This is a genomic window from Devosia sp. Soil_C_22 (genome assembly GCF_057657195.1).
Window position 1 is genome coordinate 3006135 of record NZ_JBDGIY010000001.1, and the last position, 20088, is coordinate 3026222.

The window sequence follows — 20088 nt, forward strand, 5'->3', positions numbered from 1 at the left end:
GTCTCCTCAGTCGAGATGGTAGATTTCGGGAATGGTGCTCCACCACTCGCCCGACGCGGCCGTGGAGAGTGGCGCCTGGCACGGATCGGTGAGCGCCAACCATTCCTTGGTGATGGCCTTTTCGCCCAGCGCCTTCATGTCCGCCGCGTAGTCCGAGCCCGTGTACTCCCAGTACCCGAACAGCAGCATCTCCGGCTCGCGCAGGTAGATCGAGTAGTTGCGGATGTTGGCCGCACTCAGGGCCGCATCCATCTCCGGCCACGGGTTGGCGTGGAGCCGCTTGTACTCGTCGAGCTTTTCGGGCCTCACCCCAATCACCATGCCCATCCGCTGCGCCATCGGGACTACTCCTTGGTGCCGCCAGCGGTCATGCCGCTCACGAGGTAGCGCTGGGCGAACAGGAACACGAGCATCACGGGAGCGATCGCCACCAGCGTCGCCAGCGCCAGCGCCGACAGCGTGATCGTGGTCGAGGCCGCATTGGTCGGGTTGAACGCCGGCACGTTGGACAGCAGCTCGGCGAGGCCGACCTGGATCGGCGCCTTGCGGCCCGGCAGCGTCACATAAGGCAGGAAGTAGTTGTTCCAGTTGCCGGTGAAGCTGAAGAAGCCGACCAGCGCGATCACCGGCGTGCTCAGCGGCATGGCGATCCTGGTGAACACCTGCCACTCGTTCGCCCCGTCGAGCCGCGCCGCCGCCAGCAGGTCGCGCGATACCGCGGTCGAGAAGTAGATGTAGGTGAGGTAGACGCCGAACGGATAGAACGAGAACGGCAGGATCGCCGCCAGCGGATTGCCGATCAGCCGCACCGCGCTGAGCTCGAGAAAGATCGGCAGCACCAGCGCCGTGGACGGGATCAGCATCACGATCAGCGTCACCACCAGCAGCAGCTTGCGGCCGCGGAACTCCGTCATCGCCAGCGCATAGCCGGCCGGGATGGAGATGCACAGCGTGATCGCCAGCGCCGCGACGCAGTAGAACACCGAGTTGCCGATCCAGGTCCAGATCAGCCCGCCCTGGAACGTCATCAGGCTCTGCCAGTTCGCCAGCAGCGTGCCGATATCGCCGAGCGCGAACGGCGCCTCGAGCAGCAGCTGCCGGTCGGTCTTGGTCGGCGCGATCAGGAGCCAGAGCAGCGGCACCACGAAGAACAGGGCGAAGGCGATCAGCACCAGCACGCCGAAGGCGCGACCGAGCCAGGCGCCCGGCGTCAGGTCCTTGGTGCGGGTGACGACGATTTCGGAACTAAGCGCGCTCAAACAGGCCACCCTTGAACACGAAGTAGACGGAAAGGGCGACGGCCACGACGAGCAGCACCAGCGAGATGGCGGCCGAGCCGTTGAAGTCGTTCTGCTTGAAGGCATAGAGGAAGGCGAGCTGGTTCAGCGAGTAGTCCTGCCCCACGACGCCGCGGCTCGCCTGCGCTAGGACCCGCGGCTCGACGAACAGCTGCGTGCCGCCTGCAAAGCTCATGATCACCATGTAGGCGATCCACTTGCGCATCAGCGGAATCTGGATCGACCAGGCGATCCGCACCGGGCCGGCCCCGTCGACGCGCGCCGCCTCGATCACGTCCTTGCTGATATTGTTCAGCGCGCCATACATGATGACGATCCAGCCGCCCGCACCGGTCCAGAACGCGATCACCGCGAGGACGATCGGTAGCCGGCTCGACTCGACGGCGCCGACAAAGGTCTGGATTCCCAGCATCTGCAGCAGCCACGCGACCGGGCTCACCGTCGGATCGAGCACGAACAGCCACAGCATCACGCTCGAAGCGCCGGCCAGCGCGCCGGGGATATAGTAGACGAAGCGCATCGCGCCGCTGAACCAGCGCAAGCCGATGGAGTGGACGAGGATGGCGAGCGTCACCACCAGCACCACGAGCAGCACCAGCCACACCACGATGAAGATGCCGACATGCTCGACCGCCGGCCAGAACCGGTAGTCCTTGAACACCTTGAGGAAGTTGTCGAAGCCGACGAAAGCGCCCTTCTTGGTGAAGGCGAGATAGATCGCATAGAGCGCCGGCAGGATGCCGAAGAAGATCAGGAACAGCGTGTAGGGCGTCGCGAACAGGATGCCGATCCGGCCCTGCGCGCGCTCGACGCTGAGGCCCTTCTTCGGGCGTTCGAGGCGCGTCGCAGCGTGCGCGCTATGCTCGATCGTGCTCACTCGGCAAACTCCAGGCACCAGGCATTTGTTCTCGAGGCACCGCGTGACGCCCCTGCGCCTCCTCGCGCCTTGGGGGAGAGGATAGCGAAGCTTGGCGGCTTCGCCGCCTAGCGTAGATGAGGAGAAGGGGCCTTCTCTTGCACGGCAAGGCCCCCTCACCCGACGCTTCGCGTCGACCTCTCCCCCAGAGGGAGAGGTAAACACGGCAGCGCAGGATCACTCGACGGTGTAGCCGACGACCTGCGCCTCGTTCTTCATCTCCTGCTGCCAGTCGGCCGACAGGTCGGTCATCGTCTTGCCGGCCGCGAGGCCCGGCGTGACGATCTTGGCCCAGGCCGTTTCGGGCGAGAAGTTCGGGTAGCCCCAGCCGTTCCACACGCTCGACGCAGCGGCCTGGACGGCGGCCTTGAAGTCGCCGGCGTAGAAGCCGCTCGCGGCCTGCGTATCGAGCCAGGCATCGGCCGCCGACTGGTAGGCCGGCAGTCCACCCGTACCAGCGACAGAAGCGTCGGACGTCACGAACTTGAGGAAGGTCTTCACCGCTTCCGGGTTCTGCGTGTGGCTCGAGGCATACCAGACGCCGCCGCCCACGTTGCCGGTGACGGCATCGCCGTCAGCCCACTTCAACGGCGGCGCCGCGACCCAGTCGCCCGCCGTGGCGTTGACGCCGCCCGGGTTCTGGAACAGGGCACCGGCATACCAGGCCGGCCCCGGGATCGCGACGAGGTTGCCTGCGGTGGCGACGAAGCTGGCGCCGAAGACGCTGTCGAGCGTCAGGCTCTTGTTCGCCACCATGTGGTCGATGAGGTTCGAGACCTTGACCGCGTTGGCATCGGAGGTGTCCGACTTGAAGGTCTCGCCTTCGAGCTGGAAGATCGGGGCCTGGCCGCTCCAGTAATAGATATACGGGCCCTGGAACGCGTCGCCGATGGCGCCGAGGAAGTAGCCCGGATGCTCGGCGGCGAGCTTGTCGCCCAGCGCCTGGTACTCTTCCCAGGTGGTCGGAGCGGCATAGCCGAACTGGTCCAGCAGGGTCTTGTTGTACCAGAACAGCACCGGCGCGAGGTCGTTGCGCAGGCCGTAGACCTTGCCGTCAATGGTGACCGGATCGAGTGCGCCCGGCGTGAAGCCCGACAGGAATTCCTCATCGAGGAAGCCCTCGTTCAGCACCTGCGCGAAGGCCTGCGCGCCGTTATTCTCGCGAGCGGCCCAGGCGGCATCGTTGTTCTGGGTCGAGAACACGACATCCGGCCAGCCCTCGTTGGCCTGATCGGCAAGGCTGATTTTGGTCTGGAACGTGCCCGAGGCGCCCGACGAACCATCGTCGAGGACGAGGTTGACCGGCACGTCCGGATGGGCGGCGATGAACGCCTCAACCGCCGGCTGGCGGGTAGCGTCGGCCCACACGGTGATGGCACCGTCCTGGGCGAATGCGGCGCCGGCGACGAGGATCGCCGGGAGCGCCACGCTGATACGCAGAAGATTCATAAGGATGTCTCCTCCCTGGATGACGTAAGTCTTGGCTAGTCGATCAGGCGGCGCGCAGCGCACCGGCGACGCGCGGATTGAACGGGGCCTCGCCGAGCGCGGCCCGCGACAACAGGTTCGGACGGGCCCACTCGCGGCGCGCCGTCTCGCTCAGCACGAGGCCATGGCCCGGACGGTTCGGCGCATAGGCCAAGCCGTCGCGAATCTCGACCGGCTGGTCGACGAGATGGTCGAAATTCTGGAACGAGTACTCGATCCACTGCACTTCGGGCAGCGCGCAGGCCATGTGGATGCCGACCTCGAGAAACGTGTTCCCCAGGCTCACCGGAATGCCGCGATCGGCGGCGAGCCAGCCGATCCGCATCACGTCCGTCACCTGGCCGTGCACGTTGAGGATGTCGGTCGCGTCCGCTTCCATCAGCAGGCGCTTGCCATGCGCGTCGAGATATTCGCCCGAGTTGATCAGCGTCCAGTTGCACGCATCCTTGAGCATCCTGAGGCCCGGATAGTCGTTCCTCAGGATCGGGTCCTCGACCCACAGCAGTTCGTGCCCGGCCTCGCGGATCGCGGTGAGCTTCACCAGCGCTTCCTTGGCGCCCCAGGCCTCGTTGGAGTCGATCATCACCAGCGCGTCCTTGCGGACCACTTCCTTGAGTATCTTCAGCCGGTTGAGATCCCAGTCGAAATCGGGATGGCCGACCTTGATCTTGAAGGCGCGATAGCCGATCGCATTTGCATGCGCGAAAAAGGCCGCGAACTCGTCGTCGGAAAGGTGGAAATCGAGCCCGCTGGCATAGGCTTCCACCCTGTCGCGCCGGCTGCCCAGCATCTGGTGCAGCGGCAGGCCGACTTCCTTGGCCGCCAGGTCCCACAGCGCGACCTGCAGCGCTTCGTGGAAATTCAGCGAATAGGCGCGCTGGTTGCCGCCGCGCGGGCGGCCGACGCGATGCACCAGCGCCGCCGGCGGCTGCCCCTCGAGTCCGGGCCAGGCTTCGGCACGGAACACCCGCTCGATCTCCGCCTGGTCCGGCAACGAAACGAGCAAGCCCTGGATAAACCCGAGCCCGATCGCTCCGGTATCGGCAATCAGCTCGAGCGCCGCTATGTTCACATCGTCGATGCGAACCTGGCTGTCGCCGATCACCCGGTCACGGGCAAACTGGAATCGGGTAATGCGAAACTCGGAAATGCGCATAGGTGGACGATCTCTGATCGACTAATGTGACATTCTGATATATCAGACATCAGCGGTAATAGACCAACGGAGGCAGGCGCACAAGTGGCCAGCAGAGAGGCATCGGACGTTCTGGCAGAGGCGCAACCATCGGGTCGGCTGAGCGATCTGGCCTACACGCGCATCCTCGAAAACCTGTTCGACCGGCGCCTGCCGGCGGGCGCCTTCGTCAGCCAGAACGACCTGGTGAAGCTGCTCGGCATTCCCGTCGCCCCGTTGCGCGACGCCCTGCGCGTGCTCGAGGTGGAAGGCATCCTCACCATTCACCCGCGCTCCGGCATCCAGTTCGTCAAGCCGGGCATGGAACTGACCAAGTCGACCTACCAGTTCCGCACCATCATCGAGCGCGCCGCGGTACGCAACTTTGCCGAATGGGGCGAGGAGGACCTGATCCGCGAACTCGGCGCCCGCCACCGCGCGGTAAGCATCGAGATCGAGAAGCACGGCCTCACCAAGGAAGCGATGACCGAACTGGAAGCGCTTGAAACCCTGCTCCACAACTCGGTGATCGACATCCTGCGCAACCCGCTGATCGACACCAGCTACCGGCGCATGCACACCTACCTGCGCCTCGTCCGCCTCGACCGCAAGCTGACCGTCCCGCTGGCCCAGCGCTCGATCAAGGAACACCTCGAGATCATCGACGCCTGCGCGGCGAGAGATCCCGACCGGGCGGAAGCGGCGCTGGTGGCGCACTTCAACGCCGCGCTGCAGCGGCATTTGGGGATGTTTATCTAGGCCGGCGGCCACCGCCCACCCCCTCCCATCCTCCCCCATCAAGGGGGAGGTGCCTGCCGGTGGTTTGGGGCACGATCGAAGCAAAATCCACCGGCCCCCGCTCCCCCTTGATGGGGGAGGCAAGCGCAGCTTGGCAGCTCCGCTGCCTAGCGCAGCTCGGAGGGGGTGGAGCCCGACGCGCCGACCGTCAGCTCACGCCAACCGCCGACCCCTCGACCGCCATCCTCCCGATCGCCTCGAAATCCCAGGCAATGCCCAGTCCGGGCTCCGTGGAAGGCACTGCATACCCGTCCTCGATCCGCATCCCCTCGGTGGTCAGCTCCTCGAGCTGCGGGATATACTCCACCCAGCGCGCATTCGGCACGGCTGCGCACAACGCCACATGCAGCTCCATCAGGAAATGCGGGCAAACCGGCGTGTTGAAGCACTCGGCGAGGTGCGCCACCTTCAGCCACGGCGTGATCCCGCCGATGCGGCCGACATCGACCTGCACTACGCTCGCCGCGTGCTGCTCCAGATACTCGCGGAAATGCAGGTGGCTGTAGAGGCTCTCCCCCACCGCGATTGGGATCGAGGTGTGCTCCACCAGCCGCTTGTGTCCTGCGATATCGTCCGCCGGCAGCGGCTCCTCGAGCCAGCCGATGTCCAACCCCTCGTAGGCCCGCGCCCGCCGGATCGCCTCGTCCACCGCGAACGCCTGGTTGGCGTCGGTGAAAATCTCGAAGCCCGGCCCCACCGCCTCGCGCACCGCTGAAATCCGGGCCACGTCCTCGTGGATCGGCCGCCCCACCTTCAGCTTGCAGCCGCCGAACCCGGCCGCCTTGGCGCGCAGCGCATCCTCGACCAGCGCCGACTGTTCCAGGTGCAGCCAGCCGCCCTCGGTGGTGTAGAGCCGCACCTTGTCCTGCGCCCCGCCGATCAGCTTGTGCACCGGCAGGTTTGCCCGCCGCGCCTTCAGATCCCACAACGCCGTGTCGATCGCCGCCATCGCGATCGCCGTGATCGCCCCCACGGTGGTCGCGTGGGTCAGGAACAGCAGCTTCTTCCAGATCTTTTCGATGTCATTGGCATCCTCGCCGAGGATCGCCGGCGCCAGTGTCCGCTCCAGCAGCGCCATCACCGAATGCCCGCCGGTGCCGATGGTGTAGCTGTAGCCCGTTCCCACGACGCCATCCGCATCGGTGATGCGCACTATGGGCGTTTCCTGCGACACAAAACTCTGGATCGCATCGACCCGCTTCACCTTCGGCTTCAGATCGACCATCACGAGGTCGACGCGAACGATCCTGCTCATATCCTTCTCCCTACCGAAGCGCTTCCAGGAAAAGTTGCAGACTTTCCCGGTTCAAAAGCGCGACCACACCTATGCAAACAGCCGCGCCGCCGCCTCGGACGAGAACGGCGTCCTCGCCCAGCTGAGATTCTGCTGCAGTTGCGGCACGCGCGCCGTGCCCACCAGCACGCTGGCGACGCCCGGCCGCGTCAGGCCGAACTGCAGCGCCGCATGCGGCAGGCTCGCACCTTCCGCCTCGGCCCGCGCCTCGAGCTCGCGCACCCGGGCCAACACCGCCTCGCTCGCCGGCTGGTAGTTGAACCAGGCGCCCGGCTGCGCTCCGCTGGCGAGGATGCCCGAATTGTAGATCCCGCCGAGGACGAGGCTCGTGCCCTTCTCGCGCGCCAGCGGCACCAGCTCCGCCTCGCCCTCGCGATCCAGCAACGTCCACCGCCCCGCCAGCAGGACCACATCCAGCGGTTGCGCCCTGAGGATCTCGACCGCGATCGCCGTCTCGTTCACGCCGACGCCGATCGCCCCGATCTTCCCCTCGGCCTTCAGCCGTTGCAGGTATGGCAGGCCCGTCGCCATCAGCGCCTCGAAATGCCGCGCGTTGGCCGCCCCATGCGTCATCGTGCCGATGTCGTGCACGTAGACGATATCGACATGCCCGGTCCCGAGCCGTCCGAGCGAGCCCGCCAGCGCCTCCTCGATCGCCTCCGCCGAGTAGTCGTAGTGCGCGTCGTTGGGCAGCGGATCGAAAAATCCGTCCGCCTCAGGTACGTACGTCCCGGCCCGCAGCACCTTGCCCACCTTGGTCGACACGACATATTCGCCGCGCGGCCGCGTCCTGAGGAAGGCCCCCAGCCGCGCCTCCGACCGCCCTCGCCCATAGTGCGGAGCCGTATCGAAATAGCGGACACCAGCGTCCCAGGCGCGCGCCAGCACCGCCGCTGCTTCGTCGTCGCTCACCGTCAGGCCGAGATTGCCGATCGAGGCGCAACCGAAGCCGAGGCTGGTCACGGCGAGCGCAGTCTGGCCCACCGGGCGCAAGTCGAACATGAACTGGTCTTCCTGTTGCCGCCGGCCCCATGGCCGCCGAGCCAGCCGGACATATCCCGCCCGAGCCGACCCCGCCACTGACCTTTCGGCTTGATCACTCGTATATGAATGATCTATTTGCATGTGAGTATCAAGGAGGAACGATGGCTGAGCTTGCGGAGGAGGCCGATCGCTACCGCGCCCCCGCCCTCGACAAGGGCCTCGACATCCTCGAGCTGCTGGCCGGCCGGCCCGACAGCCTGAGCCAGGCCGAAATCGCGAAGGCGCTCGACCGCAGCCCCAACGAAATCTACCGCATGCTCGATCGGCTCGTGCGCCGCGGCTATGTCCGCCGTACCGCCGAAGACCGCTACGACCTGACGCTGAAGCTGTTCGAACTCGCCTACCGACACTCGCCCATCCAGCGCCTCGTCGGCCACGCCATGCCGATCATGCGCCAGTTCGCGCTGACCGCCGAGCAGGCGGTGCATCTCGTCGTCGAGGACCGCAACGCGCTCGTGGTGATCGCCCAGGTCGACGGCCCCGGCTACTGGAACGTCTCGATCCGCGTCGGCAGCCGCGTCAGCCTCGTCAACACCGGCTCGGGCCACATCTTCCTCGCCTTCGCCACGCCCGAACAGCGTGCCCTGATGCTGGCCGAACAGTCCGAGGCCCTGCCCGCCGGGCTGGAGGCCGCCCTCATCGAGGTCGGCGCGCAGGGCTACGAGGCCATGCCCAGCGTGCAGATCCCCGGCGTCCACAACCTGTCGGTGCCCGTCCACGGCCCGCTCGGCACCGTGCTCGCGGCGCTGACATGCCCCTATTCGCAGCGGCTCGACATCGCCGCCGCCCCCGACATGCCGGCCACGCTCGCGCTGCTGCAGCGCGCCGGCCGCGAGATTTCGCAGCGCGTCATCACCCCGGGAGGAACAACATGAAGCGATATGGCAGCGTCATCGGGCTGAGGCCCGAGCAGATGGCCGAGTACAAGCGCGTCCACGCCGCGGTGTGGCCGGACGTGCTGGCCCAGATCAAGGCCAGCAACATCACCAACTACTCGATCTTCCTGCGCGAGCCGGAGAACCTCATGTTCGCCTATTTCGAGTATGTCGGCACAGACTACGAGGCCGACATGGCCAAAATGGCCGCCGACCCCAGGACGCAGGAATGGTGGGCGCTCTGCGGCCCGATGCAGAAGCCGCTCGACACCCGCAAGGACGGCGAGTGGTGGGCCTCCACCGAAGAAGTCTTCCATGTCGACTGAGGCGCCCATGCCCACCGTCGGCATCCATTCGACCAACCCGACGACCATGCCGGCCGAGCACGCGCGCCTGCCGGTATGGAACGCCGAGAACTGGTTCTACGAGGATTTTGAGGTCGGCCACAAAATCCGTTCGCTCCGCCGCACCATCTCGGAGGGCGAGAGCATGCAGTTCAACGCCCTCGTCACCGATATGCACCCCTATGTGGCCGACGAGATCTTCGCCACCAGCGAAGGCCAGTTCGGCCGCCGCCTCGTCGCCGGCGCCTTCGTGTTCTCAGCCGGGCTGGGGCTCGTCGCCACCAACTGCATCAATGCCTTCAGCTACGGCTATGACAAGCTCAGGTTCATCAAACCGACCTTCATCGGCGACACCATCTACACCATCCGCACCAACATGGAGAAACGCCCGAAATACAAGGAGCTGGGCCTGATCCGCGCCAGCTACGAAGTGTTCAAGGGCGAAGGCGAATTGGTGCTCTACTGCGAGCACCTGCAGACGGTGAAATACCGCAACCCGCCCGATTTCGAAGGCCAGACAGAAAAGACCGCCGAGAAATGACCACCCTGCCCCTCGACGGCATCATCGTCGTCGACCTCTGCCAGTTCCTGTCCGGCCCCTACGCCTCGCTTCGGCTGCAGGATCTCGGAGCGCGCGTCATCAAGATAGAGCGCCCTGACGGCGGCGACCTCAGCCGCCGGCTCTATCTCAGCGACACCGAGATCGGCGGCGACTCGACCATTTTTCACGCTATCAACCGGAGCAAGGAAAGCCTCGCGCTCGATCTCAAGAATCCGGCCGACATCGCCGCGCTGAAAAAGCTGCTGACCAAGGCCGACGTCACGCTGCAGAATTTCCGCCCGGGCGTCATCGAGCGGCTGGGCCTCGACTATGATAGCGTGAAGGCCATCAACCCCGGCATGGTCTACGCCTCGATCACCGGGTACGGCGACGAAGGTCCGTGGGTGCAGCGCCCCGGACAGGACCTGCTGGCCCAGGCCCGCTCCGGCGTCATGTGGCTGAATGGCGATCATGACCAGGGGCCGGTTCCCTTCGGCCTCGCCATCGCCGACATGCTCGCCGGCGCCGCTGTGGCGCAGGGCATTCTCGCAGCGCTGGTGCAGAAGGGCCGCACCGGCAAGGGCGCCCATGTCGAAACGAGCCTCCTCGAAGCGCTGATCGACTTCCAGTTCGAGGTGCTGACTACCCATCTCAACGACGGCCGCCGCAAGCCGAAGCGCTCGGAGTTCCGCTCGGCCCACGCCTATCTGTCGGCCCCATACGGCGTCTACGCCACCGCCGACGGCTGGCTCGCCCTCGCCATGACCCCGCTCGGCAAGATCCGCGACCTGCTCGAGCTTCCGGCCCTTGCCCCCTACGCCGCCGATCCGAAAAGCTGGTTCACCGCCCGCGACGAGATAAAGCGGCACATCGCCGAGCGGCTCGCCACCCGCACTACCGCCGAATGGCTGGCCCTCCTCGAGCCCGCCGACATCTGGTGCGCGAAAGTGCTCGAATGGCCCGAGCTGATGGAGAGCGACGGCTTCAAGGCGCTCGACATGCTGCAGACCGTCACCCGTGACGACGGTGTCTCCATTCTCACTACCCGCTCGCCGCTCCGCATCGACGGCGCACGCAGCAAGACCACCCGCGCTGCGCCGCTGATCGGCGAGCAGAGCGCAAAGATCCGCAAGGAGTTCGGCCTGTGACCATCACCCTCAAGGGCATGACCTGGAGCCATCCGCGCGGCTATGACCCGATGGTGGCGACCGCCGGCGCATGGGCCGGCAAGACCGGCGTCCGGATCGAGTGGGACAAGCGGAGCCTGCAGGACTTCGAGTCCTTCCCGGTCGAGGAACTGGCCCGGCAGTACGACATGATCGTCATCGATCACCCACATGTCGGCCAGGTCGTCGCCGAAGGCTGCCTCGCCCCGCTCGACATCCCCGGCCGCGAGGCCGAGCGCAATGCGCTGGCCCGGGGTTCGGTGGGCCAGTCCTACCCGAGCTACGAGTATGCCGGCCATCAATGGGCCTTCCCCATCGATGCCGCGACGCAGGTCATGGCCTACCGCGCCGACCTGGTCGAACCGCCGAAGGACTGGGACGGCGTCGTCGCGCTGGCGAAAGCCGGACAGGTGGTCTTCCCGCTCCTCGCCCCGCACTCGATGATGAGCTTCTTCACCCTCACCGCCAACCTCGGCCATCCCTGCGCGGTGGAAAACGGCGAGTTCGTCGACCGCGGCACCGGCATCCGCGCCATCGAAATGCTGGCCGAAGTTGCCGCTCACATTGAGCCCTCCAACTTCGCCATGGACCCGATCGCCGCCTCCGAAGCCATGGCTCGCCCCGATGCCCTCGTATCGCTGATGCCGCTCGGCTATGGCTATGTCAGCTACGCCGTGCCCGGCTTCCGCCCCCACCGGCTGACCTTCGCCGATATTCCGCTGCCCGGCGCAACCGGCTCGGCCCTCGGCGGCACCGGCATCGCCGTCTCGGCCTTCTCGCAGAACCGGCAGGCCGCGATCGACTACGCCTACTGGGTCGCCTCGGCCGATGTGCAACGCGGCCTATATGCCAGCTCCGGCGGCCAGCCCGGCCATGCCACGGCGTGGGAGGACGACGCCGTGAACGCCGCCGCCGGCGACTTCTATCGCGACACCCGCAAGACGCTCGAAGGCGCCTATGTCCGCCCGCGCCACAACGGCTACATGGCGTTCCAGGATGCCGCCTCAAAGCGCCTCAATGCCGGCCTGATCAACCGGGAAGCCCCCGCCGCCATCCTCGCCGATATCGACCGCATGTTCCGGGAGAGCTTCTGATGGAGCGCCCGCGCCATTTCGAGGACTACGCCGTCGGCGAACTCCGCAAGACCAGCGGTCGCACCATCACCGAGACCGATTTCGTCGTCCATGCCGGCCATACGGGGGATTTCTTCCCGCACCACATGGATGCCGAGTTCATGAAGGCCTCGGAATTCGGCCAGCGCATCGCCCACGGCACCATGACCTTCGCCATCGGCATCGGCCTCACCGCCACCGAGATCAACCCGCTCGCCTTCACCTACGGCTACGAACGCCTGCGCTTCCCCAGGCCGGTGTTCATCGGCGACACCATCCACACCGAGCTGACCATCGCCGCGCTGGACGATGATCCGAAGCGCCCCCAATACGGCCGCATCACCGAGGAGGTGCGGGTGATCAACCAGCGCGACGAGGTCGTGCTGGCCTGCCAGCACATCTACCTGGCGCAGCGGCGGGGATAGCTCCATCGCTCCGCATCGTCCCCTCTCCCTTGGGGGAGAGGGTTAGGGTGAGGGGGCCTTGCCGCAAACGCCGAGCGTGGGAAAGGCCCCCTCACCCGGCGCTTCGCGCCGACCTCTCCCCCAAGGGAGAGGTGGTCTACTCCACCCGACCCCGTATCGGTGCCAAGCCCTCCGCTGCCGTCACCCACGGCGTGTCATAGCTCGGCGGCCGCACGTACCGTTTCATCCCAAGCTCCAGCTTCGCGGTCGCCCCAGCCGCGAGCCGTACCGTCAACCAGCGCCCCGTCGCATCGAACGCCACGCCATCCAGCGTCCCACCGGCAAAGTCGTGCTCCCCGAAGGTCCCCGCCTGAACGATCACCTCGCGCGCCTTGAGCGGATCGGTGTTCACCAGCGTCAGCGACGCCCCGTCATCGCGCAGTCCATCGACCAGCGCGGCCACGCCCTCCGGCAATCCCGGCCGCTCGCCGTCCGGATCGAAGTAGCGGAACCGGGCATGCTGCAACCCGCCGTGATAGACGTGCATCGGCCCGCCCAGCGTCAGCTGCGTCAGCCCCTCGATGATCATCGGGGTCAGCTGCTGCCACATGTGGATGGTCATCGACTCGCGATAGTGGTCCATCGTCTCGGGATCGTTCTCGTCCGAGCGGAACGTAGCGATCTGCTCGGCGATCGTCGTAAGGTTGGCTTCGAGGATCCGCTCCGGATAGTCCGGCCAATCCCCGCGCATGAACCTGAACCACTGCGCCGTGTTGCCGTTGAAGCCCATGTGCCCGCCGGCCGTCTTCTGGCCGTAGCTCGAATAGGCCGGGCTCACCGCGTCGAACAGCTCATGTGCCCAGCCGCGCTCGGCCCGTGCCGCGTCGGCCTCGTCCATCGATATGGCCCAGAGGTAGACGCCGAACATCGGGTGCGGATGGCGGAAATCGCGCCAGCCTTCGTCATAGTGCCGGTTCGGCACCAGCTCGCCCTGCCGCAGGCCCCACAGCATGTCGAGCTGCGAGCGCAGGAGGTTGAGGTGTTTCATCTCGCCGGTCAGCGCGACGGCATTCATGCCCGCGACGGAGATCGGCTCGAGCAGCGACACCGAGCCATGCGGCCAGCGCCAGCCGTAATAGCCACCCCACCACTTGCCGTCATTGTATTCGCCGATCTCGCCCGAAAGTCCGATATTGTCCGGCGTGATCCCGCCATTGCGCGCCGTGCGCTCTTCCCACGCCGCGAGATAGTCGAGCACCCAGGCGCGATACTTCTCCTCGCCCGTATAGGCGTAGGCATGCGTCATCAGCGAACTGGCGCCGAGGTTCAGCGGCACGTCACCGCGCGATTGCCGCTCGTTGATCCGCCTGAGGATCTCGGCATAGACGGCATCGTCCGACCACGGCGTCTTCATGCCGTAGCGGTCGATCCCCGGCAGGTCCTCGAAGGGCGGCAGGTAGTTGTCGAGGATTTCGCGGTGCGTCGACCAGTCCTCGGCCGTCTGCACGTGCCTTGGGCCCCGGCTGCCATTGATCGGCGAGCGCATCAGCTTGCGCTCGGCATCCCAGTTCAGCGCCTCGGCATCCTCGCCATTGTAGAAGCCGGCGAACCGCCGCGTGCGCTGCCGGTCCTTCAGCACATCGGGGTCGGCGAGCCCGAGGAAATAGAAGAACAGGTTGCTCTCGCCGTGGTGCATCCAGTCGTAATAGGCGTCGTACTCACGGTGGATCTGGCCGTACTCGGTCCATTGCCAGGTGATGCCGTCCCAGATGACACGGCTGCGCTCGTACACTTCGCGCGCCCCGCCCAGCGCGTAGAACAGCGGCATGTTCATGAACCCCTCATAGGGGTCGTCCGAGCCATCCATGCCCGGCCACTCGTCGCGCCAGATCAGCGTGCCGTCATCGCGGGTGTAGCGGTCGGCGAACTCGATCGCCGCCACGTTGAGCACATCGAAGATCCGGCGCTGCAGCAGCGCCCATTTCGGCAGCGGGGCGAGGCGGGTGACGTCCACCCGCGGCAGGTTGGCGGTGGACATGGCGCTTACTCGTAGACCGTGGTGCCGGTGGCGTGCTTCTCGATCCAGTCCCAGTTGAGGTTGTAGCCGAGGCCCGGCCCCTCCGGCACCGGCACGCAGCCATTCTTGTCGACCGCGTCGAGATCGTCGGAATAGTCGTCGGCATGCACCTGGTGCTGCGATTTCCAGCCCGCGACCTTCGGGTTCACCAGCCCGAGCTCGTAGTAGTTGGTGTTGCGGATCGCCGACATGCAATGCCGCGGCGCGTGCCCCGGCGCGTGGATCTCGAGGTCCATGCCAAAACCCTCGGCGACATGCGCCAGCTTCATCACCCCGGTAATACCGCCGTCATAGTCGACATCGGCGCGCACGAAATCCGTGCCCTCGGCGATCAGGTTGTCGACCCGCAGCTCCATGCCGCGGATGTGCTCGCCCATCAGGATCGGCGTCTTGATGAAGTCGCGCAGCCGCTTGTGCGCATAGGCCGACAGCCCGCCATCCTTGTACGGATCCTCGTACCAGAAATAGTTGGCCTCATCGCAGGCCTGGCCAACCTTGAGCGCGTCGCCCCAGTTCTCGTACTCGCAGCCGGGGTCGATCATCAGGTCCATCGTGTCGCCCACCGCCTTGCGGGTGGCGAGCACGGCCTGCGCCTCGCGCCGGATCGGCCCGTGGCCCCAACCGTGGATCTTGAACGCCGGATAGCCCATTTCCTTGCACTGCAAGGCGAACTCGCCGAACGCCTCCGGGCTGTCGAGCCCGCCATTCTCGTCGCCGTGGAAGGTCGAGGCATAGGCCGGCAGCGCCTTCCGCCACCCGCCGAGCAGCTCGTAAACCGGCACGCCATAGGCCTTGCCCGCAATGTCCCACAGCGCGCAGTCGATCGGCCCGATGCCGAACCTGTCATGCTTGCGCAGCGCCCGCTTCAGGTCGTTCCAGATCAGCTCGCGTTGCAGCGCGTTCTTGCCGATCAGGTACTGCGCCGCCATCGCCACCTGCGCGTAGGAAACGCCGACGCCACCCGAATACTCGCCGGTGATCCCGCCCTCGGTCTCCATCGTCATCACGTAGTCGGTGAACTCGACTTCGCCGCCCTTGAGATAGACGTGGTTGAAGCCGTTATAGTCGCCGGTCAGGTCGCGCCGCTTCCACTTGTACTGCGTGACGGTCAGGCGCTTGATGCGCAGGTCTTTCATGCTGTCTCCTCCTGGAGGCAGGCGCAGTTCCACTCACCGCACCTCGCCCCAAATTCGATGTCACCCCTGCGAAAGCAGGGGTCCATTTCACCGCCCGCGCCAGCCGAGAGATGGATCCCTGCCTTCGCAGGGATGACAGCCGGTGGATGCGGATGGCGGCCAGCCTCCCAGCTGGCCTGAAGTCAAATTCGGTTGCCGGACTCGGGGTCGAACAGGTTCACTGCGCTCGCGTCGACCTCGAGCGTCAGCGTGTCGCCGAGCCTTGGCCGGGCGCGCGAACCGAGCCGGGCGCTGATCAGCTGCCCGCCGACATTGACGATCACCATGGTGTCCGGCCCCGTAGGCTCGACCACCTCGACCGTACCGCTCAGCGTCGCCGCCCCCGTGCCGGCGCTCAGGCTCTCCGGCCGGATGCCCGCCACCACCTTGCGCCCGACGAACGCCGCGACATCCTGCTCGAGCCCCGCGAGCGGCAGCGCGCCATCGCCGTGCCGCAGCACCAGCCCGTCGCCGGCCTGCTCGAGCGTGCCCGACAGGAAGTTCATCGTCGGCGAGCCGATGAAGCCCGCGACGAACATGTTGGCCGGCCGCTCGTAGATGGTCTGCGGATCGGCGATCTGCTGGATCACCCCCTCGCGCATTACCGCCACCTTGGTGCCCAGCGTCATCGCCTCCACCTGGTCGTGCGTGACATAGACCACCGAGGTCCCGAGCCGGTCGTGCAGCCGCTTGATCTCGGTCCGCATCTCGACACGCAGCTTCGCATCGAGGTTGGACAGCGGCTCGTCGAACAGGAACAGGTCCGGATCGCGCACGATAGCGCGGCCCATGGCCACGCGCTGCCGCTGCCCGCCCGACAATTGCGCCGGCTTGCGGTCGAGCAGGTGCTCGATCTGCAACAGCTCCGCCGCCCGCTGCACCGCCGCCTCGCGCTCGCCCTGCGGTACCTTCCGCATCTCGAGCCCGAAGCCGATGTTCCGGCGCACCGGCATGGTCGGATAGAGCGCATAGCTCTGGAACACCATGGCGATGTTGCGATCCTTGGGGTGCACGTCGTTGACGTTGCGGTCCCCGATCAGGACATCGCCGCCCGAGCTCGGCTCGAGCCCGGCGATGATCGACAGCAGCGTCGATTTTCCGCAGCCCGACGGCCCGAGCAACACGAGGAAGCCGCCATCGTCGAGCTCGATGTCGATGCTTTTCAGCACCTCCAGCGTCCCGAAACTCTTGCGGATGCCTTTGATCGATAGAGTGGCCATCGGCACTAACCCTTGACTGCGCCGGCGGTGATGCCGGCAACCATGACGCGCTGCACCAGGGCGAACAGCACGATCACGGGGATGATGGAAATGATGCCGCCGGCGGCCAGCATGCCCCAGGGCAGCTGGAACTCGCCGACCATCAGTTGCAGGCCGACCGGCCAGGTGCGCGAACCGGTGCTGGTGGTGAGCATCAGCGCGAACAGATACTCGTTCCACGCCGCGATCGCGACGAACACGCAGGTCGCGACCAGCCCGTTGCGCGCGATCGGGATGACGATGCGGAACATCGCCCCGATCCGGGTCGAGCCATCGATGCGCGCCGCGCTCTCGAGCTCCTTGGGCGCCGCGTCGAAGAAGCCCTTCAGCATCCACACGAACAGCGGCAACAGGAAGCTCGTGTACGCCACCGCGAGGCCGGCGCTGGAATCGAGCAGCCCGACATTCTTCATCACGATGAACAGCGGGATGATCATCAGCACCGCCGGGAACATGCGCACGATCAGGTAGCTGAGCATCAGCTGCGTGCGGCCCGGGAAGTTGAACCGCGAGAACGCGTAGGAGGCGATGGTGCCGGTGAGCAGGCAGATCGCCACCGTCAGCGTCGTGGTGATCAGGCTGTTGAACACCAGCACCGGATAGCCGGACTGGTTCCACAGCTTCACATAGCTCTCGAGCGTGAAGCGGGTCGGGAAATACACCATCTCGCGGGTGATGATGTCGTCCTCGACCTTGAACGAGGTCAGCAGCATCCACAGCAGCGGGAAGATGCTGAGCAGGCCGAGGAAGATCAGCACGGCGTAGCTGAGCACATCCCATACGCGTTTGGAGCTGGAGCGGGTCTGGGCCATGGCGCTAGTCCTGGTTGACCTTGCTGAGCCGGATATAGGCCCAGGCGAACAGCATCAGCAGCACGAACATCACGACGGACAGCGCGCCGGCATAGCCGAAGTTGAAATCCTTGTAGGCGTTCTGGAACGCATACAGCGACAGCACCTGTGTCGATCGTCCCGGCCCGCCCTGCGTCAGGATCAGTAGGAGGTCCGGCGAGTTGACGAGGCCGATGACGCGCAGGATCACCGCCGCCGCGATGATGGTGCGCAGCATGGGCAGCGTGATCAGCCTCAGCTGCGAGAAAGCCCCTGCCCCGTCGATGTCGGCGGCCTTGTAGAGGTCGGTCGGAATGCCCTTCAGCCCCGCCATGATCAGCAGCGTGAAGAACGGGAAGCTGTGCCAGGCCTCGATGAAGATGGCCGCCGCCATCGCGGTATTGGGGTCGGCGAACCACGCCTTGTAGGTCTCGAGGAAGCCGATGCGGACGAGCAGGTCGTTGACCACGCCGACGCGTGCATCGAGCATGAGCGCCCACATGTTGCCCGCCACCACGTTGGGCAGGAAATACGGGATCAGGATCAGCACCGCGAAGATCTTGCTGCCCGGCAGGTTGCGGTTCAGCGCCAGCGCGGCGACGAGGCCGACCACGAACTCGATGATGATCGAGAAGGTGACCCAGACCGCGGTGTTGCGCAGTGACAGCCAGAAGATCGGGTCCGAGATCATCCGGGCGTAGTGCTTCAGGCCCACGAAGGCGCCATTGCCCGCCGGGCGGTTGAGCCGCATCTCGGTGAAGCTCAGCTGGAAGCCGTAGAGGGTGGGAAAGAGCACGATGGCGGTGATCAGCAGCGCGCTGGGCAGCAGCAGCAGATACATCCAGTAGCGCGTCTCGGAGAGCTCGCCGAGCAGCCGCATTGGATTGATCGCGTCCCAGGTGGAACGTGGCGGCGGCATGGCGGGTATGGAACGGCCCTGGCTCATCAAGGCTCCCTAAAGCGTGGATCGGTCGTGTTGCAGGAAAGGGCGGCCGGATTCACTCGGCCGCCCGAGGCATCAGGAAGTGGCTTCGGCCAGGCCCTGGATCATCTGGTCGACCGCCTGCTCGGGCGTCGCCTGGCCGATGAGGATCTGCTGCAGCGCCGGCAGCACGGTGCTCTCGGCCCAGCCGGCCGCACCCGGGAAGCTCGGCTGCGGAATGCCGAAGCCCAGCGTATCCGATGCCGCCTTGTACATCGGGTTGCCGCCGATGCGCTCGTCGCCGGCCGCAACGGTGGAGGCCGGGAAGTAGCCGGTCTTTTCGAGGAACGCCACGGCCGCGTCAGGCTCGCCCCAGAACTTGATCCACTCCCACGCCGCGTCTGCATTCTCCTCGTTGGTGATGCAGTTATAGGCGTAGGCAAGGCGAGCCACGCGCGTCGCCGGACCTGCCGGCATGGCCAGCGTGCCAAACTCGACGCCCGGCTCCAGCTTGCTGGCGATGTCCTGGTACGAGCCGGTGTGGTGCCAGATCATCGCGGTCTGCCCGGTCTGGAAGCCGGAAATGACCTGCTGGAAGCCGTCATTGGCGGCGCTGGTCGGCACCGCGTGGTCCTTGACCAGGAGGCCCGAATACCAGTCGAGCGCCTGGATGGCCTTGTCGCGATCGAGCCCGATCGTGCCGTCGGCGTGCAGCACGGGCGAGCCGAAGGCTTCCATCACGTTGACGATGAAGTTCTGGCCGCCCGGGCCGCCGCGCAGGCCGAAGCCGAAGCGCCCCTTGGCCGGATCGGTCAGCTTGATGGCGGCGTCGCGGAACTCGTCATAGGTGGTCGGCGGGGCGATGCCGGCCTCCTCGAACCAGTCCTTGCGGTAGTACATCCAGTCCACGAACGTGAAGCCGGGCACGCCATAGACCTTGCCGTCGGCCGTAATGGAGTCGAAGCGCTTGTCGTCGAAGTCAGCACGACGCTCCCAGTTGGCGATGCGGTCGGTCATGTCGGTCAGCGCGCCCATGGCGAGCAGGTCCTGGAACCGCTCGGAGGCGACCATGGTGACATTGGGTCGGCTGCCCGACACCACGGCCGCGGTGATCTTGGCCATGAATTCGGGATTCGGGATGTTCTCGGGCGTTACCGCGACATCGGGGTGCGCCGCCTTGAACAGGTCCAGCACCGCCTGCAGGCCGGCCGCTTCCGACTGGCTGGTGAAGGTGTGCCAGTAGTTGATGCCGGCCGCCTGCGCGAAAGCGCCGGTGATCGGCGTCATCGCCGACGCGGCCAGCAGGCCCCCGCCCATCTTCAGGACCGAACGCCGGTCAAACTTCGTTGTCATTTCAACTCCTCCCTTGTG

At 66.0% G+C, this 20088-nt stretch carries 20 protein-coding genes; 7 read left to right on the forward strand and 13 right to left on the reverse strand.

The features are described from left to right. Window positions 1-6 precede the first annotated feature (6 nt). The 5 genes from AC3A6I_RS14590 to AC3A6I_RS14610 all read right to left on the reverse strand — a co-directional run bounded on the left by AC3A6I_RS14590 (window position 7) and on the right by AC3A6I_RS14610 (window position 4858). Window positions 7-339 (reverse strand): L-rhamnose mutarotase, encoded by a 333-nt coding sequence (locus tag AC3A6I_RS14590; RefSeq protein WP_487544444.1) that lies wholly within the window; start codon window positions 337-339, stop codon window positions 7-9. Window positions 340-344: 5 nt separating this feature from the next. Next, on the reverse strand, window positions 345-1259 hold the full coding sequence (locus tag AC3A6I_RS14595; RefSeq protein WP_487544445.1) for a carbohydrate ABC transporter permease: 915 nt from the start codon (window positions 1257-1259) through the stop codon (window positions 345-347). Further along, window positions 1246-2175 carry a carbohydrate ABC transporter permease gene (locus AC3A6I_RS14600; RefSeq protein WP_487544446.1) on the reverse strand — a complete coding sequence of 310 codons (930 nt, stop codon included), beginning with the start codon at window positions 2173-2175 and terminating at the stop codon, window positions 1246-1248. Before AC3A6I_RS14600 ends, AC3A6I_RS14595 begins: the two co-directional genes overlap by 14 nt. A 216-nt stretch (window positions 2176-2391) precedes the next feature. Further along, the gene (locus AC3A6I_RS14605; protein WP_487544447.1) at window positions 2392-3663 is read right to left on the reverse strand and encodes an ABC transporter substrate-binding protein; all 1272 of its coding nucleotides are present in this window, start codon (window positions 3661-3663) and stop codon (window positions 2392-2394) included. Window positions 3664-3706: 43 nt separating this feature from the next. Beyond that, the gene (locus AC3A6I_RS14610; protein WP_487544448.1) at window positions 3707-4858 is read right to left on the reverse strand and encodes a mandelate racemase/muconate lactonizing enzyme family protein; all 1152 of its coding nucleotides are present in this window, start codon (window positions 4856-4858) and stop codon (window positions 3707-3709) included. Window positions 4859-4942: 84 nt separating this feature from the next. Between AC3A6I_RS14610 and AC3A6I_RS14615 the strand changes: the two genes are divergently transcribed. Beyond that, complete coding sequence (locus AC3A6I_RS14615) at window positions 4943-5635, forward strand: GntR family transcriptional regulator (RefSeq protein ID WP_487544449.1); 693 nt, start codon at window positions 4943-4945, stop codon at window positions 5633-5635. Window positions 5636-5822: 187 nt separating this feature from the next. On the opposite strand, the gene AC3A6I_RS14620 is transcribed toward AC3A6I_RS14615, so the two are convergent. Further along, complete coding sequence (locus tag AC3A6I_RS14620) at window positions 5823-6929, reverse strand: mandelate racemase/muconate lactonizing enzyme family protein (RefSeq protein ID WP_487544450.1); 1107 nt, start codon at window positions 6927-6929, stop codon at window positions 5823-5825. 69 nt (window positions 6930-6998) lie between these two features. Continuing rightward, window positions 6999-7970: an aldo/keto reductase gene (locus AC3A6I_RS14625; RefSeq protein ID WP_487544451.1), complete on the reverse strand. Its 972-nt coding sequence runs from the start codon at window positions 7968-7970 to the stop codon at window positions 6999-7001. A gap of 143 nt (window positions 7971-8113) precedes the next feature. Between AC3A6I_RS14625 and AC3A6I_RS14630 the strand changes: the two genes are divergently transcribed. From AC3A6I_RS14630 to AC3A6I_RS14655, 6 genes are read left to right on the forward strand one after another with little or no spacing between them, the layout of a single operon-like run. Further along, window positions 8114-8887: an IclR family transcriptional regulator gene (locus AC3A6I_RS14630; protein ID WP_487544452.1), complete on the forward strand. Its 774-nt coding sequence runs from the start codon at window positions 8114-8116 to the stop codon at window positions 8885-8887. Continuing rightward, on the forward strand, window positions 8884-9213 hold the full coding sequence (locus AC3A6I_RS14635; protein WP_487544453.1) for an L-rhamnose mutarotase: 330 nt from the start codon (window positions 8884-8886) through the stop codon (window positions 9211-9213). Before AC3A6I_RS14630 ends, AC3A6I_RS14635 begins: the two co-directional genes overlap by 4 nt. Beyond that, a complete protein-coding gene (locus AC3A6I_RS14640; protein ID WP_487544454.1) occupies window positions 9203-9772 on the forward strand; it encodes a MaoC family dehydratase in 570 nt (189 codons plus the stop codon). Before AC3A6I_RS14635 ends, AC3A6I_RS14640 begins: the two co-directional genes overlap by 11 nt. Continuing rightward, complete coding sequence (locus AC3A6I_RS14645) at window positions 9769-10920, forward strand: CaiB/BaiF CoA transferase family protein (RefSeq protein ID WP_487544455.1); 1152 nt, start codon at window positions 9769-9771, stop codon at window positions 10918-10920. The genes AC3A6I_RS14640 and AC3A6I_RS14645 overlap by 4 nt, the downstream gene beginning before the upstream one ends. A gap of 17 nt (window positions 10921-10937) precedes the next feature. After that, complete coding sequence (locus AC3A6I_RS14650; protein ID WP_487545035.1) at window positions 10938-12032, forward strand: extracellular solute-binding protein; 1095 nt, start codon at window positions 10938-10940, stop codon at window positions 12030-12032. Then, complete coding sequence (locus AC3A6I_RS14655; RefSeq protein WP_487544456.1) at window positions 12032-12475, forward strand: MaoC/PaaZ C-terminal domain-containing protein; 444 nt, start codon at window positions 12032-12034, stop codon at window positions 12473-12475. The genes AC3A6I_RS14650 and AC3A6I_RS14655 overlap by 1 nt, the downstream gene beginning before the upstream one ends. A 136-nt stretch (window positions 12476-12611) precedes the next feature. On the opposite strand, the gene AC3A6I_RS14660 is transcribed toward AC3A6I_RS14655, so the two are convergent. The 6 genes from AC3A6I_RS14660 to AC3A6I_RS14685 form a co-directional block, all read right to left on the reverse strand. Then, window positions 12612-14492 carry a DUF8034 domain-containing protein gene (locus AC3A6I_RS14660; protein WP_487544458.1) on the reverse strand — a complete coding sequence of 627 codons (1881 nt, stop codon included), beginning with the start codon at window positions 14490-14492 and terminating at the stop codon, window positions 12612-12614. Between the two features lie 5 nt (window positions 14493-14497). Continuing rightward, window positions 14498-15667, reverse strand: coding sequence for an enolase C-terminal domain-like protein (locus tag AC3A6I_RS14665; protein WP_487544459.1), 1170 nt, complete (start codon window positions 15665-15667; stop codon window positions 14498-14500). 182 nt (window positions 15668-15849) lie between these two features. Beyond that, the gene (locus AC3A6I_RS14670; protein WP_487544460.1) at window positions 15850-16926 is read right to left on the reverse strand and encodes an ABC transporter ATP-binding protein; all 1077 of its coding nucleotides are present in this window, start codon (window positions 16924-16926) and stop codon (window positions 15850-15852) included. Window positions 16927-16931: 5 nt separating this feature from the next. Next, window positions 16932-17777, reverse strand: a complete 846-nt coding sequence (locus tag AC3A6I_RS14675) for a carbohydrate ABC transporter permease (RefSeq protein ID WP_487544462.1) — start codon at window positions 17775-17777, stop codon at window positions 16932-16934. A 4-nt stretch (window positions 17778-17781) separates the two neighbouring features. Continuing rightward, window positions 17782-18741: a carbohydrate ABC transporter permease gene (locus AC3A6I_RS14680; RefSeq protein WP_487544463.1), complete on the reverse strand. Its 960-nt coding sequence runs from the start codon at window positions 18739-18741 to the stop codon at window positions 17782-17784. Window positions 18742-18813: 72 nt separating this feature from the next. Beyond that, window positions 18814-20070, reverse strand: a complete 1257-nt coding sequence (locus AC3A6I_RS14685) for an extracellular solute-binding protein (RefSeq protein ID WP_487544464.1) — start codon at window positions 20068-20070, stop codon at window positions 18814-18816. Window positions 20071-20088: the final 18 nt, after the last annotated feature.